General features: G+C 53.4%; 20 protein-coding genes. 4 read left to right on the plus strand and 16 right to left on the minus strand.

Translation table 11 applies throughout. The annotated features are described in order from the left end of the window. Positions 1 to 51: 51 nt before the first annotated feature. Positions 52 to 516 (minus strand): hypothetical protein, encoded by a 465-nt coding sequence (locus TK_RS05955; protein ID WP_011250158.1) that lies wholly within the window; start codon positions 514 to 516, stop codon positions 52 to 54. A 57-nt stretch (positions 517 to 573) separates the two neighbouring features. On the opposite strand from TK_RS05955, the gene TK_RS05960 reads away from it, so the two are divergent. Then, complete coding sequence (locus tag TK_RS05960) at positions 574 to 1,170, plus strand: glutaredoxin family protein (RefSeq protein WP_143598686.1); 597 nt, start codon at positions 574 to 576, stop codon at positions 1,168 to 1,170. A gap of 64 nt (positions 1,171 to 1,234) precedes the next feature. Further along, positions 1,235 to 1,963, plus strand: a complete 729-nt coding sequence (locus TK_RS05965) for an electron transporter (protein WP_011250160.1) — start codon at positions 1,235 to 1,237, stop codon at positions 1,961 to 1,963. Here TK_RS05965 and TK_RS05970 read toward each other — a convergent pair. Then, positions 1,960 to 2,421, minus strand: coding sequence for an Lrp/AsnC family transcriptional regulator (locus TK_RS05970; RefSeq protein WP_011250161.1), 462 nt, complete (start codon positions 2,419 to 2,421; stop codon positions 1,960 to 1,962). The genes TK_RS05965 and TK_RS05970 overlap by 4 nt on opposite strands. Before the next feature lie 121 nt (positions 2,422 to 2,542). On the opposite strand from TK_RS05970, the gene TK_RS05975 reads away from it, so the two are divergent. Both TK_RS05975 and TK_RS05980 read left to right on the plus strand, forming a co-directional pair. Continuing rightward, positions 2,543 to 3,874 carry a leucine/methionine racemase gene (locus TK_RS05975; RefSeq protein WP_011250162.1) on the plus strand — a complete coding sequence of 444 codons (1,332 nt, stop codon included), beginning with the start codon at positions 2,543 to 2,545 and terminating at the stop codon, positions 3,872 to 3,874. Positions 3,875 to 3,950: 76 nt separating this feature from the next. Then, a complete protein-coding gene (locus tag TK_RS05980; RefSeq protein WP_011250163.1) occupies positions 3,951 to 5,252 on the plus strand; it encodes a uracil-xanthine permease family protein in 1,302 nt (433 codons plus the stop codon). Positions 5,253 to 5,308: 56 nt separating this feature from the next. Here the strand turns inward: TK_RS05980 and TK_RS05985 are convergent, their stop codons facing one another. From TK_RS05985 to TK_RS06050, 14 genes are all read right to left on the minus strand, one after another. After that, positions 5,309 to 5,932, minus strand: coding sequence for a DUF996 domain-containing protein (locus tag TK_RS05985; protein ID WP_011250164.1), 624 nt, complete (start codon positions 5,930 to 5,932; stop codon positions 5,309 to 5,311). Positions 5,933 to 6,022: 90 nt separating this feature from the next. Then, positions 6,023 to 6,667 (minus strand): NADH-quinone oxidoreductase subunit NuoI, encoded by a 645-nt coding sequence (nuoI, locus tag TK_RS05990; RefSeq protein ID WP_048053711.1) that lies wholly within the window; start codon positions 6,665 to 6,667, stop codon positions 6,023 to 6,025. A 5-nt stretch (positions 6,668 to 6,672) separates the two neighbouring features. Next, positions 6,673 to 7,857 (minus strand): NADH-quinone oxidoreductase subunit D, encoded by a 1,185-nt coding sequence (locus tag TK_RS05995; RefSeq protein WP_011250166.1) that lies wholly within the window; start codon positions 7,855 to 7,857, stop codon positions 6,673 to 6,675. A gap of 10 nt (positions 7,858 to 7,867) precedes the next feature. Further along, the gene (locus tag TK_RS06000) at positions 7,868 to 8,455 is read right to left on the minus strand and encodes an NADH-quinone oxidoreductase subunit C (RefSeq protein WP_048053712.1); all 588 of its coding nucleotides are present in this window, start codon (positions 8,453 to 8,455) and stop codon (positions 7,868 to 7,870) included. Beyond that, on the minus strand, positions 8,446 to 9,036 hold the full coding sequence (locus TK_RS06005) for a NuoB/complex I 20 kDa subunit family protein (protein ID WP_048053713.1): 591 nt from the start codon (positions 9,034 to 9,036) through the stop codon (positions 8,446 to 8,448). Before TK_RS06005 ends, TK_RS06000 begins: the two co-directional genes overlap by 10 nt. A 10-nt stretch (positions 9,037 to 9,046) precedes the next feature. Then, entirely contained in the window at positions 9,047 to 9,940 is an 894-nt protein-coding gene (locus TK_RS06010; RefSeq protein WP_011250169.1) for a respiratory chain complex I subunit 1 family protein, read from the minus strand. After that, on the minus strand, positions 9,941 to 11,791 hold the full coding sequence (locus TK_RS06015) for a proton-conducting transporter membrane subunit (RefSeq protein WP_011250170.1): 1,851 nt from the start codon (positions 11,789 to 11,791) through the stop codon (positions 9,941 to 9,943). Continuing rightward, a complete protein-coding gene (locus TK_RS06020; RefSeq protein ID WP_011250171.1) occupies positions 11,788 to 13,275 on the minus strand; it encodes a proton-conducting transporter membrane subunit in 1,488 nt (495 codons plus the stop codon). Before TK_RS06020 ends, TK_RS06015 begins: the two co-directional genes overlap by 4 nt. Next, entirely contained in the window at positions 13,272 to 13,616 is a 345-nt protein-coding gene (locus TK_RS06025) for an NADH-quinone oxidoreductase subunit K (protein WP_011250172.1), read from the minus strand. The genes TK_RS06020 and TK_RS06025 overlap by 4 nt, the downstream gene beginning before the upstream one ends. Next, entirely contained in the window at positions 13,613 to 14,320 is a 708-nt protein-coding gene (locus TK_RS06030; RefSeq protein WP_048053840.1) for a Na(+)/H(+) antiporter subunit B, read from the minus strand. The genes TK_RS06025 and TK_RS06030 overlap by 4 nt, the downstream gene beginning before the upstream one ends. A 2-nt stretch (positions 14,321 to 14,322) precedes the next feature. Then, entirely contained in the window at positions 14,323 to 14,607 is a 285-nt protein-coding gene (locus TK_RS06035; RefSeq protein ID WP_011250174.1) for a DUF4040 domain-containing protein, read from the minus strand. Then, positions 14,604 to 14,996: a monovalent cation/H(+) antiporter subunit G gene (gene mnhG / locus TK_RS06040; RefSeq protein WP_011250175.1), complete on the minus strand. Its 393-nt coding sequence runs from the start codon at positions 14,994 to 14,996 to the stop codon at positions 14,604 to 14,606. Before mnhG ends, TK_RS06035 begins: the two co-directional genes overlap by 4 nt. Next, the gene (locus tag TK_RS06045) at positions 14,993 to 15,247 is read right to left on the minus strand and encodes a monovalent cation/H+ antiporter complex subunit F (protein ID WP_011250176.1); all 255 of its coding nucleotides are present in this window, start codon (positions 15,245 to 15,247) and stop codon (positions 14,993 to 14,995) included. The genes mnhG and TK_RS06045 overlap by 4 nt, the downstream gene beginning before the upstream one ends. Then, a complete protein-coding gene (locus TK_RS06050) occupies positions 15,244 to 15,777 on the minus strand; it encodes a Na+/H+ antiporter subunit E (RefSeq protein WP_011250177.1) in 534 nt (177 codons plus the stop codon). Before TK_RS06050 ends, TK_RS06045 begins: the two co-directional genes overlap by 4 nt. Positions 15,778 to 16,000 lie beyond the last annotated feature (223 nt).

Genomic DNA, 16,000 nt, shown 5'->3' on the forward strand with positions numbered 1-16,000 from the left:
GGATTCTTGTAAAATTCATCCAGCCAAATGTGAATCTTTGAAAAAAGAAAGTTAAAGCTTGTTCGCGAGCCTTGAGGTCGCCCAGGTCTTAACGTCCTCATCGAGGATGTTCTCTATTATCTCCATGGCCTGTGCAACCTCACCTTTCTCGGCCAGCTTCAGGGCAACCTCCGCCTCGACCTTTGCCCTGTTCGATAAGTCGGAAATGTACTCGGCTATTTTCAGGGCGTCGTCAACCATTCCCAGCTCAAGGAGGTCAAAGGCCAGCCCCATCAGCGTCTTGGTGCTCTCGTTCTGGCCGGTGACGTTCATAGCGGCCTCTATTGCCCTGGTGAGTGCTTTAGAATAATCCTCTCCAGCTTTGACGAGCTCGACAACAATCTGGTTCAGGGCCATTGACTTGACCTTGTTATCTGGAATCTTTTCAACGAGTTCAAGGGCCTCATCAAACCTGTGGGACTTTACGAGCTTCATGACCCCATCGTAAAGTGCCCGAGAGCGGTACCATTCCTGCATGGGAGTCCCCCACAATTATTAACGCCCAAAGTTTATAACGTCTTTCCCGAGCTAATAATGGTGGTAAACGTGAAAAAAACTGGAATACTGCTGATGCTCCTGGTCTTGGTGGGGTTTGCCTCCGCCTGTCTGAGTTCTGATTCAAATACCTCCAGCCAGACGTCCACAGAATCTCCAAAATACGTGGACGTGAATGGAACGAGAATTTACCTGGATCAGATACATTTTTACATGTACGGTATGAAGACCTGTCCTCACTGCAGGCATATGAAAGAGTGGATTCCTGAAGAATTTGGGGCAGATTCACTCACGTATTATGAGCTTGTAAATGACGAGACTAACTCAGAGCTTTTTGGACAGCTTGCACAGCTAACAGGCATAACCGGTGTTCCCGCTATCGCAATAACTTACAACGGTACTATACAGGCAATATTTGAGGGGGAGTTCAACGTCTCTGCAACACCTGAGATTGTTGCAACTGCTATGAATGCAAATGGAGTTATCCTTTTCATTGGGGGTGAATGGTATCTTTTGGCCCGGGATAATCCAAGGTCAGAGACGCTCATCGATGCCCTTCAGACGATTTTCGTAGAGCACGAAAGCGTCGATGTTCAGAGCGTTCTGACAAAGCTGAAGTCTAACTCAACGGGTTGAAACCTCTTGTTCTCAACTTTTTGTTTTAGAAATCCAGAAAAAGGACCGTTCCGAGCATACCATCATGAGGGGAGAAATTAAACTGCTGTCAGTAATCCTAGTGCTGTCCTTCGGAATCAGCGCACTTGCTCTATACCTGCTGGGAATCCCCTGGTTCATCCCCCAGTTCTATGCCCTATCAATGAGCGACTCCATAAACCCCTGTACCTTTGTAATATACACAATGCTCCTGATAGCGCTGTCAGTTAGAAAAGTTGAGAAGAAGCAGCTTTACATCGTTGGCTCCGCGTTCATCCTGGCCGTCTACATCTCATACTACCTTCTCGGAGTCGGTCTCCTGTACCTTGGACAGTACATCCCCCTCTGGTTCGCGGGCTTCCTGGCAATAGCGTTTGGAGTTTACACCATTGTTACCGGTATCATGGAAAAGTCGAGGATAGCTGACAAGAAGGGCATTAGGAAGAAGATGTTCAGTACAGAGGCAACTTTTATGAGCTCTTTCTTCCTCGGTGTCGTGGTCTCGACCACGCTACTTCCGTGCTCCGCGGGAAGTTATCTCGTCTATGCAACGATTATATCCCACGGCAGCAGGGCGCTCGCCTTCCTTCTCCTGGCCCTCTACAACGTAATTTTCGTCCTGCCGTTGGTGCTCATCCTGCTCACTATGGGAAGCATCTCGGAGAGCAAGCGCTTCTCCCAGGCCCTCGTCAGGCACAGCAGGGAGCTTTCGGTCGTCGCTGGAATACTCCTGATAGGAATTGGAGTGTGGGTTCTCATGGGGGGCTCGGTTTAGAACACCCTCGCGTAGCCCCACTTCCTGACACTGGTCAGTATTGAGGTCTCCGTGCTCTTTATCCCATCTATGCTCCCCAGCTTCTCGATTAAGAAGTCTTCAAGCTCCTTCAAATCCCTAACTGTGACCTGCATCAGTATGTCGTGAGCCCCCGTGGCAATACCGAGAACATCCACCTCTGGGAGCTTGCTCAGTCTCTCTACAGCCTCCTTCACCTTACCCGGCTCGGCATCGACCGCTATGAAAGCCACTATTGAATAGCCTGCCTTAAACGGGTTTATGAGGGCCGCAAACTTTCGTATAACTCCTTTTTCTACGAGCCTCTTGACCCTGAGCCTGACGGTGGATTCCGGAACTCCTATTCTCCGCGCAATCTCGGAGTAGCTCGCCCGTCCGTCCTCCTGGAGGATACGGAGTATTGACCTGTCGAGTGCATCAAGCTCTTCTGTATTCGCCATTATTTGCCCACCATTTTGACTAATTTAGCATTTAGTTCATAAGTATTTCTACTAAATTCGCAATTTTTAGGCGAAAATGCTATTAGTTTCAAACGCATATAACAGTTAGGTGAGAACCGGCATGACTCCTGAAGAGGTCGTTGAGAGGTATTCACAGGTCATCTCCCGGGCGTCCCACGTTACGTACGTGCCCATTGTTCCGTCCCGGGCCGAAAACGCCCTCGTGTGGGACATTGAAGGGAGGGCATACATAGACTTCCTTGCAGATGCCGCCGTCCAGAACGTTGGACACAACAACCCCAGGGTTGTTGAGGCTGTGAAGAAAACTGCCGATAGATTGCTCCACTTCACGTTCATTTATGGGTTCCCGGTCGAGCCTCTTCTTCTCGCCGAGAAGTTAAGGGAGATAGCGCCGCTCGAGGGGGCAAAGGTCGCCTTTGGCCTGAGCGGGAGCGACGCAAACGACGGTGCGATAAAGTTCGCCAGGGCCTACACTGGCAGGCGTTCGATCATCGGATATCTTAGGAGCTATTACGGTTCCACCTACGGTGCAATGAGCGTTACAGGCCTCGACTTCGAAGTGCGCTCAAAGGTGGGACAGCTCAGCGATGTCCACTTCATACCTTTTCCAAACTGCTATCGCTGTCCGTTTGGCAAAGAACCGGGAAAATGCAGGATGGAATGCGTCTCCTTCCTAAAGGAAAAATTTGAGGGAGAAGTGCACGCCGAAGGAACTGCCGCGCTGATAGCGGAGGCAATTCAGGGCGACGCGGGAATGGTGGTGCCACCTGAAAACTACTTCAAGAAACTCAAAAGGATACTTGATGAACACGGCATACTGCTCGTCGTTGATGAGGTTCAGAGCGGTCTGGGAAGGACTGGAAAGTGGTTCGCCATAGAGCACTTCGGCGTCGAGCCCGAGATCATAACACTCGCAAAGCCCCTGGGCGGCGGACTTCCCATAAGCGCAATAGTCGGTAGAGGGGAGATAATGGACTCGTTACCCCCACTGGGACATGCGTTCACGATGTCGGGCAACCCGGTTGCGAGCGCCGCCGCTCTGGCAGTAATCGAGGAGATAGAAGAGAAAGAGCTGCTCAAAAGGGCTCAAATACTTGGAGAGAGGGCAAAGAGAAGACTGGAGAAAATGAAAAAGAAACACGAGCTGATAGGTGATGTCCGCGGACTGGGCCTCATGTTGGGTGTTGACCTCGTGAAGGATAGGGAAACAAAGGAAAGGGCATACGATGAGGCCAAAAAGGTTGTCTGGAGGGCCTACGAGCTGGGCCTGATTGTGGCCTTTCTCCAGGGCAACGTCCTTAGGATTGAACCACCTCTGACCATCGAGGAAGAAGTGCTTGATGAGGGATTAGACAAGCTCGAGGAGGCAATAGAGGACGTTGAAGAAGGTCGCGTACCTGATGAAGTCATTGAGAAAGTGCAGGGATGGTAATTAACAATTTCCTGTTTATTCTTACCTCATCCGAAAACTTTTTAAACAAAAACCAACACAGCCCGAGCGGGCTTTAATGGAGAATGTCGAAGTTGTTGAGAAGCCGGTTCTGAAAGTTGGAATAGAGGAAAAGGTCGAGCCTGCGAAGGCTTTCGTTTTTGGGCTTCAGCACGTCCTTGCAATGTTCGGAGCCACAGTTACAGTGCCGCTGGTCGTCGGCGGAGCAGTTGGGCTCAGCGGAGACCAGATAGCCATGATGATACAGGCGGTTCTTTTAGCTATGGGCATAGCGACGCTCCTTCAGACTATCATCGGAACCCGCTACCCAATAGTCCAGGGATCGAGCTTCGCCTTCATTCCCGGGCTGATATCGATAGGTTCGACCATCGGCATGGCTGCCGTTCAAGGTGCACTGATAGTCGGCGGACTGATAGAAGGGCTTGTGGGCTGGCTCGGCATCATAGGTAAGGTCAGAAAACTTTTCACGCCGCTCGTCACTGGGGTAACAATAACCCTCATAGGCTTCAGCCTCGCCAACGTCGCGCTGATGAACTTCTTCAACGCGTACGCAGACCCGAACGGCACAAACGTCTGGAAGGCAGTGCTCGTAGCCACGGTCACGTTCCTCACGACCGTCTTCGTGGCACTCAAAGCGAAGGGAAGCCTAAAGGCCATGCCTGTGGTCGTGGGCGCGGCTGTAGGATACTTAATCAGCATTCCACTCGGGCTTACCAACTTCAGCCTCATCGAGAGCCTTCCTATGCTCAGCATCCCCAAGCCGTTTCCATGGGGAGCGCCTGTCTTTGATACAGCTGCAATAGCCATACTGCTCTTCGCATTCATGGTCAGCATAATCGAGAGCGTCGGTGACTACCACGCCATAGCGACCGTAACGGGCGCGGAGATAACGGAGAAGCACATCGGAAGGGGCATAGGAACAGAAGGGCTGGCGTGCTCGATAGCTGGCTTTCTCGGTGCCTGCGGAACAACGAGCTATTCCGAGAATATAGGTGTAGTCGCTTTAACGAAAGTGGGTAGCAGGCACGTGGTTCAGGTTGGGGCTATAATACTGATATTCCTCTCCCTGTTCCCGAAGTTCGCGGGATTGCTCGCCTCGATGCCGGCTCCGGTGCTCGGCGGCCTGACCCTGGCACTCTACGGGATGATAAGCGTCACTGGCCTTAGGCTGATAAAGGAAAAGGTGGAGTTCACTGACAGGAACGTCCTCATTCTAGCAGCGGCGCTGATAGCGGGCCTCGGCGCACCCCAGCTCCCAGAGAGTCTGTTCCACGCTCTACCAAGAATACTCTCCAGCATACTCGAGTCCGGGATGGCCGTTGGGGCGATAACGGCGATAATTCTTGAGAGAATTCTCTAATCCTTTTCTTCTTTTGCATCTTTACCACTCTAAAAGCCAAAAAGGAATGAAAAACCTCAATAAACAACTATCCGAGTATCGTACTCTGGCTTCTGGCCTTTCGGCTCCAGTTCATCCGGAAGCTTTGAGAAGGCAATTATCTGGAATACTTGTGCTATCAGGAGCAGAAGGACGCCAACGAGGATTATCAGGGTTATAGCGCCCCATTTGAGAAACGTTGCGACCTGGTTGAACTCCTCAACGCCGGTTATTTCGTAGGTCGCGCGCCAGGCCTGAATCTGAAGGTACACCGCCAGAATCACGACCAAAAGTATCAGAAGCACTCCAGATATCGCCATTATTAGCCCGGAGATACCCAGATGGTTGTGGATATTCCTGAAAGCTATCATTGAATTGGACACAAAAAATACGCCCACCACAAGAAGGACCAGTGCCAAAACCATTCCTATTATGATAACGACCGTGGAGTAGAGGTAGTATCTGAATGGTCTGTCGTCATTGAGCTTGGTGCTGATGCCGTGGAGTGCCAGGAGAACAAGGATAAACCCAATGAATGAAACCAAGTTCGAGAAAGCAACAACCGGCCATGTTTTAATTGCTCCGTCACCCAAACCTCCCAGCAGAGTTAGAATCGAGCCGAGGAGGCCGAGTGTCTTTTCGGTTCTTAAATCAACGGGCATAATACCACCGGTATTAATACGATGCTTGGCTTAAAAATACTATCGCCAGAAGTTGTAAGAATAGAGGCCGCGGAAAAGAAAATGGGGAAGTCACTCCTTCTTCTCCTCAGCCTTGGGCCCTTCCTTTTTCTCCGCGGGTTTGGCCGCGGGCTTCGCCGGCGGCTTCGGCGGCCGGAGGCCGTAGCCGAGTATCTTGAACTGTATCGTTGAGCCGTCGCGGAGGTAGTAGGTTACCTCCCTCGTCTCTTTGTTGAACTTTATCCTCTCAACCGGGAAGCGGTAGTCGTTGAACTTCTCGTTGAGCTCTCTAACCTTGTCGGGGTGGATCGGGACCCAGTCGTAAAGCTCCAGATCTTCTTCAAGGCCGCCAGTGGTCAAGTAGTAGTTCTCGCTGAAGCCGAGCGCTCCCGTCGGACAGACGTCAACGCAGAACTGGCAGAAAGTACACCTGCCGTAGTCCACCTTCGGGTGAGGCCTGGTGGCGATGTGGCCGTTCACTTCTATCCAAGTCATCTCTATTGCCCTTGCCGGGCATATCTGGCCGCAGAAGTTACAGCCCACACACTTCTTCCAGTCGAGTGTGTGGAAGCCCCTGTACTTTGGTGCCGGCTCTATCTTCTCGTAGGGTATCTTTATTGTGACGGGCTTCTTGAAGAGGTACTTGATGCCCATCCAGGGCTTGATGAAGGACTTCTTGAGCTTGACCTTTTCCTCACCAACGACTCTCGCGGGCATCTTCATCACCTGTCTATGTCCGGCGGACAGTTGTCAAGGGTCTTCAATATGACCGGGACATCAGCGAGGCGCGCTCCCTTCAGGAGCTCTTCAAGTACCGTAACACCGTGGCTCTGGCTTGGCCCCCTGACGTGGACGCGGTAGGGCTTGTGTGTTCCGTCGCTGACAACGAAGGCCCCAAAGTCGCCCTTGGTGCTCTCTACGTGGGCGTAGGCCTCCCCAGCTGGAGGCTTGAACCTCGGGAGGGCCTTAAGGCGGGCGTCCTGAACCATGTAAGGCCCGCTCGGCGGCCCCATGTCGAGGAGCTGTTCGAGTATGTAGAGGTCCTGCTCCATCTCGTACCTTCTGACGAGAACCCTCGCGAGGCTGTCCCCTTCCTTGAGGACTGGAACCTCGAAGTCGAGCTGGTCGTAGAGGTAGTACGGGTCGTCCTTCCTGACGTCGTAGGGAACGCCGACTGCTCTGAGGTTCGGCCCGGTTACCGCGTGCTTAAGGGCGAACTTCTTGTCCATAACACCGACTCCCTCAGTCCTCTCGAACATGATGTAGTTGTCAAAGAGTATCTCGTCGAAATCCTTGAGCTTGCCCTTTAGGTACTCGACGGTGTCCCTGAGCTGGCGGAGCCACTTGTCTCCAGGTATGTCCCTCCTCACGCCGCCTGGAACGGTGTAGATGTGGTAGACTCTGCCTCCGGTGAGTTCTTCGTACAGACGCATGAACCTCTCACGGTAGGCTGCCGCCCACTGGCCGGCGGTGTAGAGGCCTATCTCGTTTCCAAAGCCCATTATCCAGAACATCCATGCGCTGAGCCTTGCCATTTCCAAGACGACCGTCCTTATCCAGATGGCCCTCTCTGGAACCTCCCAGCCGACGATCTCGTCAACGGCCATTGAGTAGATGTTCTCTGGGACATCGCTCTCGGGAACACAGATACGGAGGAGCAGGGCGATGTTGGTGAAGTATGGCCTCTGCTCGGCGAGCTTCTCAAAACCCCTGTGGAGGAAGCCTGGATTGACTATAGCTTTCTCGACCCTGTTGCCGTCCATCTTCAGGATTATGCTGAAGTTCTCCGTTGCCATGTGCTGTGGACCAAAGAACAGCTCGTAGGTGTCCTTGTCTATCGGGTGCAGGTACATGTCGTGGGCCTTCGCCTCTTCCCTAAGCTCTCTCGGAACTTCCAAATTAGCCATGATCATCACCTCATATCACGTAGTTAGTCTTGCTCTCGTCATACCTATCGAAGTCCTCACCGTAGATTTCCTTCACGTAGGAGAGCATGTTGAAGTCCTTCCTGAGCGGGTGCTTCTCGTACTCCCTCGGCTCCAGGATGAACGGCCCAAGTCTCGGATTGCCCTCGAAGATTATTCCGAAGAACTCATGTGCCTCCCTCTCGTAGGTCTCAGCAACCGGCCAGATGTCCATGACCGTCGGGAGCTTCGCCTCGTCCCTTGGAACCCTTGTCTTCACGAACGCGTGAACGCTCTCGCTTACGCTCCAGAGCTGGTAGTTGACCTCGAACTGGCCCTCCTTGAGCCAGTCCACGACGCTTATCTGCATGAGCATCTCGAACTTCTCGCTTGCTAGCTCAAGGAATTCGTGTATTCTATCCGCTGGAACGATGAACTTGATGCGTCTCTCGCGGATTACCTCTCCCTCGGCGTAGGGGGCCTTTTCAAGGAGCGCCTTCACGAGCTTTCCTTCCTTTGTGTCCGGAAGGGTCGGCTTCTCCTCCACGGTTGCCTCCTCCTGAACCTTCTCCTCGACTTTGGGCTTCTCGTTCATATCCATGCGAGCCACCTCCTTGCATCCTTCTCACGCCATCCTTCGCCGAACAGCTCATCCTGGTTCTTCTTGTACCACTCGTAGTTCTCCTTGTACCTCTTCCAGCCGTCGGCTTCACCGTTCTCAATCTTGCGCATTATCTCCATTATTCCGTCCATGACAGCTTCCGGCCGCGGCATGCAGCCGGCTATGGCAACGTCAATCGGTATGTACTTGTCGAGCTGTTTAACCACGTTGTAGGAGTCCCAGTAGACGCCACCGTTTATCGGACAGGAGCCGTGGGCGAGTACGTACTTCGGATCCTGCATCATCTCGTAGGTTATGATTATCCTCTTGAGTGTCTTCGGCGTGACGTAGCCCGTGATGAGGAAGAGGTCTGCCATCCTGGGGGCTGGGTTGGGCATTATTCCGAAACGCTCGAAGTCGTACCTGGCGGTGGCTAACGGCGGCATCTCGATACCGCCACAGCCGGTACAGAAGGCCACTATCCAGAGGCTCTTCTTTCTAGCCCACCTGAAGAGGGGCTCGAAGAGCTGGAACTCCTTCAGTTCGTAGTGTATTACATCACCGTTCTGCATCTCGCTCATCACCATCACCTCACATCGTCAGGAGGACGGCTATTATTCCGATTATCGTGGGCCACTTCCAGAAGAACTTCGCCGCTTGGTCAATGGTGAACCTCGGGTAGATGCTGGCTATGAAAATCGATATGAACAGCACTGCAATCTGCTTGATGAGGAGTTCGAGGAGGTTGCTCGCTCCACCGAGGAACAGCACAGCGAAGAACGCTGTTTCAGCAAAGAGCTGAACTGCGTGCTGGGTGAAGAGCAGTGCCGCGTGCTTTCCACCGTACTCAACCATCGGACCCATGGAGATTTCCGCCGGTGCTGGAATGATGTCAAACGGCTCGAGACCTAGCATTGCCTGGAAGACTATGTCAAAGACTATCAGCGCTAGGAGCAGTGCTGGGACCGTTATGCTCCATCCATGGGCCTGCTGGAGAGCAACTATATCGTTCAGCTTGAAGGTTCCCCAGTGCTGGATGAGGGCTATCAGAGCTAGGCCGTATGGGAGCTGCATGGCAACCATTGTGAGGAGTCCACGCTGGACACCGACCGCTGAATACGGGTTTCCTGAGCTCATTGCACCGAGCATTATTCCGAGCATCGGGACCTCAAGGAGGTAGGCAACGACGATGAGGTCTGCGTTGGTGCTGAACAGCTGGAAGTTGGCTATTGGTATGAAGAGGAGCGCTGCTATGCTGGCTCCGAGGGCAAACACGGGGCCGAAGTCATAGATGAAGCCGTGGCTGACGCTCTCCTTCTTGCCGAGCAGTTTAAGGGTGTCTATGATGGGCTGGTATATCGGGGGTCCAACCCTTCTCTGTATCCTCGCCATCGCCTTTCTCTCGATACCCATGAAGATGAAGCCCATGAAAGTCGCGTAGATGAGTATCCCAATCGTCTCAAGTATGAGCTTCCAGTCTATCATTCACAGCACCCCCCAGAGAGCCAGGATTACGAGTACTATGGCCAGATACCATGAGTAGGCCTGCACGTTCCCGTTGTAGAACCCTTCCCTCAGTGTGTCAGCGAAGTCCTCGCTGAGCTGGGCAATCCTCTCGTAGAATTTGTCGAAGCTGTACCTGAGCCAGAACGCTAAGGCTTCTTTGAGCGGAAGGTAGAAGTTCCTCCTTATGCTGAGGTTGAATTCCTCGGTTACGGGGTTACCCGACTGGTATGTGTTGGTAACCGGTATTCTCCTTGCCTTCGCGCCGTAGAGGTAGATGAGACCAGCTATGGCCAGGCCAACCACGAGCAGGAGGGCAACGGTCAGGGCGTTGTAGGTTCCGGTCTGAGTAACGAGCTTGTAGTAGTTGCCGCCCACGACCTCTCCACCGAGGGCCTTGTTGAGGTAGTTCGTGACAAGTCCCGGAGCTATTCCGAAGACGATGTTCGGGATTGCTAGTATTGCCATCGCTATGAGGAGCGGTAGCGGGGCTTCCTTCACATCTTCAAGGTCGCTGGGCCTCTGGCCGAACCACACCGCGTAGAGGAACCTGACGACGTAGGCAAAGGCCAGCGCGCTTCCGAGGAATATGGCTCCAGCTACAAGGGGCATGTGGGCGCTGATAGCGGCCTCGTAGATTAGCCACTTGCTGGCGAAACCAGCCATCGGCGGTATTCCTGCGAGGCTGAGGACTGCTATGAGTCCCATCGCGAAGGTAAAGGGCATCTTCTCAGCTAATCCGCCGAAGTCCTTGAACTGAGTCTTGCCTGTCTGGAGGATTATAGCGGCTGTGACGAGCCAGAAGAGACCCTTGAAGACGGCGTGGCTGAGGACGTGGAAGAGACCTCCAGCGAAGCCAAGCCCCGTGCCAAGTCCGAAGGCGAGGAGGATGTAGCCAACCTGACCGACTGACGAGTACGCGAAGAGCTTCCTTATGTCCTCCTGCAGAACGGCTAAGAAGCTGGCGACGACGACCGTTATAGCTCCTATCCACGCTATTATGTACGCAAAGGTGAGGTGGCCGTGGAAGGTTCCGAGGGCGTAGTAGAGCTTGGCACCCATCAGGATGTAGAGGAGCAGGAATCCATAGGCCCCTGCCTTGCTGAGGGCGCCGCTGAAGAAGGTCGTGTAGCTCTGGTCGGTCTCGCTGTAAGCTCCTGGTGCCCAGACGTGGAGCGGCCAGGCACCAGCCTTAACGCCGAACGCCGTGAGGAACAGAACGAAGATTAGAGCGGTCTCACCCTTGCTGATTGAGCCGAGCATCGCGTCCATGTAGAGGGCCTGCCTTATTGAGTCAAAGTCGAGGGCCCCTGTCTTAGCGTAGATAAGCGCTATTGCCAGAAGCATAGCGTAGGCTCCGATAACGCTCAGCACGAAGTACTTGAGGGACTCGTGCCTGTTCCTCTTGAGAACCATCATGAAGCTGGCGAAGGTCATAAGCTCCCAGAGCAGGAAGAAGCTGACGAAGTCCCAGCTGAGGAAGACGCCAAGGACTCCAGTGTAGCTCATAAGGGCGAAGAGCCAGTCGTAGCCGTTCTTGCTTGTTGAGACCATGCCGAATGCCATAGCCAGGCCGACTAGGGAAGCTATGGCGGCAAAGTACCAGTTCAGCATTCCCAGAGTGAAGGTTACCTTAAACCCGCTCACGGTCATCTGGTAAGTTATCGGGTTGTTCGGATTGTTGACGATAGTCGGGTAGAGCTTGGCGAGGAACGCCAATGGAGTGGCTGCACCGATGACTCCGATAAGCTCGCGGACTCCCTTCACGTTAATCAGCCAGGCGAGCACTCCAGCAAGGAGAGGAGTAAAGAGGATAATCGGTATTTCGTTCATGCTCCCACCCCCATTAGAGGAACGTTCTTGATGTAGTTGGCCACGTTAAAGATGTCCTGACCGGCCTTTTGGACGATAGTCCAGACGTCGTTCGGGTAAACGCCTATGACTATTATCAATGCAGCGAGGAAGATTGCTATGACGCCTATGGCGAAGTTCTCCCTGACCCTCTCGCCGCCTTCGACGAACCATATCGTATGGATCAGCCTGAGGTAATAAACCGCCTCGACGACGCTGGCACCGAGGATGAGGGCGACGCTCCAGGAGTAGCCAGCCTCGACACCGGCGAGGAGTATCCTGACCTTGCTCCAGAAGATGTTGAAGAGCGGTATTCCGACGGCGGCGAGGGAACCTATGGTGAGTGTTAAAGCCGTTAAAGGCATCCTCTTGCCGAGTCCCTGGAAGTTCTCGATGGTGGTCCCGCCGAGGGCAACGCCGACGTATCCGACCGTGAGGAAGAGAAGGGCCTTAACGATGGCGTGGTTGACCATGTGAAAGACTCCCGCGTCAACGCCTGCCTGAGTGCCGAGGGCGAGGGCAAAGGCAATCATTCCCACCTGACTGATCGAGGAGTAGGCTATCATCCTCTTGACGTCCTTCTGTCTCAGTGCCGAGAACTCGGCAACGACTACTGTCAAGGTGGCCATTATTATGACCAGCTTAAGGACGCCGCTCCATCCGTTTGCGTTCTGGAGTATGTAGAGGAGCCTTGCTATCGCGTAGAGGCCAGCTTTGACGACGAAGGCTGAGAACATAACGGTTATCGGGTGCGGTGCGGCCTGGTAGGCATCCGGCGCCCAGGCATTGAGCGGGAACAGTTCAGCCTCGACTGCCAGGCCGAAGATTATCAGTGCGAGGCCGACCTGTGCAACAGTCGGGTCAATAGCTCCCGCAAGCTGAGCGAGGTGAGCCATGTTGAGGGTTCCAGTCGCCCCATAGATGAGGGCAACGCCGATGAGGAAGAAGCTTGAGCCTATTCCACCGAGGACGATGTACTTCATTGAGGCTTCAGCCGCTTCGCCGGTCTTGTTGTAGGCGGTGAGGGCGTAGGCAGTTATTGAGGTTATCTCCATGAAGACGAACAGGTTGAAGAGGTCTCCCGTCGCTATCATTCCCGTCGCACCGAGCATCAGCAGGAGGAAGAGCATGGCGTACTTGTCAACCGGTTCGACGGTGACTGCTCTGAAGCTGAAGAACGCCATGAAGAAGCTGATTACTGCTATTATGAACACGAAGAGCGCCGCAAAGTGGCCGATGTAAAGGTTAATGCCGACTGGCGGCTTCCAGCCACCTGCCATGACTATTATCGGCTTCCCTGTGGAATAGACCTCGTTTGCCACCCAGCCGGCTATTGCAGTCTGGAGTGCGGTGATGAGCACTAGGTAGCCCATCACGGCCTTCCTTCCAAGTCCCTTTATCAGCGGGACGAAGAATGCGCTGATGAGCGGTAAAGCTATGAGGAGTGAAGCGTACTGACCGTTCATCCTCTCAACCTCCTTATTTCCTCAACGTTAAGGGTTCCGTACTTCTCATAGATCAAAATGGCAGCGCTAAGGGCCATAGCAGTTGTGGCAACACCGATAACTATTGCCGTGAGGACGAGAGCCTGCGGGATTGGGTCAACGGCCTGGTTCCACTTTATTCCCTCGCTCAGAATGGGTGCGCTCTTCCCTGAGACGTAGCCAACGCTTATCAGGAGAAGGTTGACGCCGGTCTCCATGATGCTCAGGCTGATGAGTATCTTCATGAGGTTCTTCTTGACGAGGACCCCGTAGAGGCCTATGAGGACGAGTGCTATCGCGCCGAAGTAGTAGACTGAAATCATTCTCTCACCTCCTCCTTGAGCATGTTGTCAACGATACCGCTGAGCTCCGTTCCGACCTTGATGCCGATTATCGTGTAGATTATCGGTATGAAGCCGCCGCTGAAGAGTCTGCCGATGTTGTCAGTGCCCCAGTGCCAGGTCTGCCATATCCAGTCGAAGAGGAAGTAGCCGCCGATTGCAAGCCCGATGAGGCCGACGAGGACGTAGCTCATTCCAGCTAGACCTTCGACCTTTTCAAAGGCCTTGTGGGGAATCTCGTAGATCGTGAACGCCATGTACAGCAGCAAGAATGCCGTGGCTATCGTCGCTCCACCTGGGAAACCTCCACCAGGGGTGAGGTGTCCGTGGATGAATATGTAGGCACCGAACATGACTATGAACGGGAAGAGAAGCTCCGCACCAGTTGTGAGGACGACGGAACCCTCGACCTTAGCTGTTCTCTCCCTCTTCTTCCTCCAGAGAAGGGCAGCGACACCAGTCGAGGCTATGAAGAGAACGGTGACCTCACCGAGGGTATCGAAACCACGGTAGTTAACGACTATCGCCGTTACCGCGTTAACGGCTCCCGTCTGTTCCTTAACGTGCTGGAGGTAGTAATGGCCAACGAGCATCTTGTCCTCGCCGAATGGGACTCCAGCGAGGCCCTGGGCCAGCCAGTAGCCAACTATCAGGAGTGTGATTATCGCGAGCGACCTCTTGAGTATGCTCACCATCTCACCCACCACCCTGGCTTCTCCTCTTCCTCAGTCTCAAAGCGCTGGGTTCTCTTAACGGCGAAGATAACTATAGCGCCGCTCAGTGCGGCACCTATGGCAGCTTCGGTCATTGCCACATCGGGAGCCTGAAGCATGAAGAACAGGATCGACGCGAACAGGCTCACCGCGGCCATACCGACTGCTGCAGCAAGCAGATCCCTCCACTCAACTGCGAGTATTGCCGATATGATCATGAGGGCAACTACTATGTATTCAATACAGGTTATACAGTTCATTCCTCACCACCCTCCTTTGAGGCTTCGGTTTCGGCTTTTTCCTTGGCCTCCAGGTGCTCGCGGTACTTGTCAACCACACTGCCCTGCCAAAGCGGGATTCCGCTCTTGTAGGCTGCTCTGATAAGCGCGTGGGCGCTTATCGGGTTGGTCAGCAGAAGGAAGAGCGCTATGACGACGCTCTTGGTGAACCAAGACCACGAGAGGCCGTCGCCAACCGCCCAGAGGCCGACTCCCACCATGACGCCGAGGGATCCGAGGGTGGCGCTCTTCGTTGATGTCTGCATCCTGTTGTAAACGTCTGGCATTCTGATGAGACCCAGGGCTGAGAGGAAGTAGAAGAACGTTCCAATTAAAACCAGAGCTTCACCAAGTGCTGAGAGCACGTTCATAGACCTCCCTCCATGTAGCGTGCGAACGCTATGACACCGCCGAAGGCCAGGATTGCATAAACCAGAGCAACGTCGAGGAAGATGATGCGCTTGTAGTAGAGCGCGAAGAGCACCATCAGTCCCGTTGTTATCGTGGTCATGATGTCCACTGCCACCAGCCTGTCGGGGGTCGTTGGGCCGACCATGAAGCGGTACATGCTGAGCAGTGTTGCTATCGCTATGAGTGCCAGATAAACACCTATCCCTATCATCCGAAGATCACCTTCAGGAATTTTTCAAAGGGTCTTGTGATGTTCTCGGAGGCCTTCTCAACGTGAACCTCCTCGCTTTCAGCGTGGAGAACCTCGTCCGGAACCCATATCCAGTGGATGAAGTAGTCGTCCCCATCGACGTCGAGGGTTATCGTACCCGGCGTGAGGGTTATTGAGTTTGCCAGTGAGAGTTTCCCAGGGTTTGTTTTGAGGATGGTCTTGCAGTGAACTATCCCCGGCCTTATCGGCCTCTTGGGGTGGAGAACCCTGTAGGCAACGTCTAAGTTTGCCATGATCATCGCCCACAGGAAGTAGGGAGCGTAGGCTATCGCGTAGGCGACCCTCTTCGGATGGAGGTTCGCCAGTCCTCTCGTTGTGAATATTGGGTATGTTATCGCCGCCACTATCGCTGAGAGAACGAAGCCGAAGATAAGCTCCTGCTGGTCGAGGCTTGCCGTCAGTGCCAGCCATATTAAAAACAGGATTATCAGGGTGTATAGGTACCTGCTAATCTTACTCGCTTCCTCCATTCATCAACCCTCCAGAGAGTCTCAGCAGTTCTGGACTGCTAACCGAGGGTTTCTAACGATACCTTATAAACGTTATCTGCAAAGAACAAAGGTTTAGAACTTTTGGTTAAAATGGAGGTATCTAATTTGTCCAGCAGTCCAAAAAAGCGGGCATCAAAGTCCCTTCCCGTCGAAAAGCCCCAAAATCTTCTAAAAATCTTAGTAATGAGAATAGGAAAAGAAG

The organism is Thermococcus kodakarensis KOD1, assembly GCF_000009965.1.
GTDB classification, from domain to species: domain Archaea; phylum Methanobacteriota_B; class Thermococci; order Thermococcales; family Thermococcaceae; genus Thermococcus; species Thermococcus kodakarensis.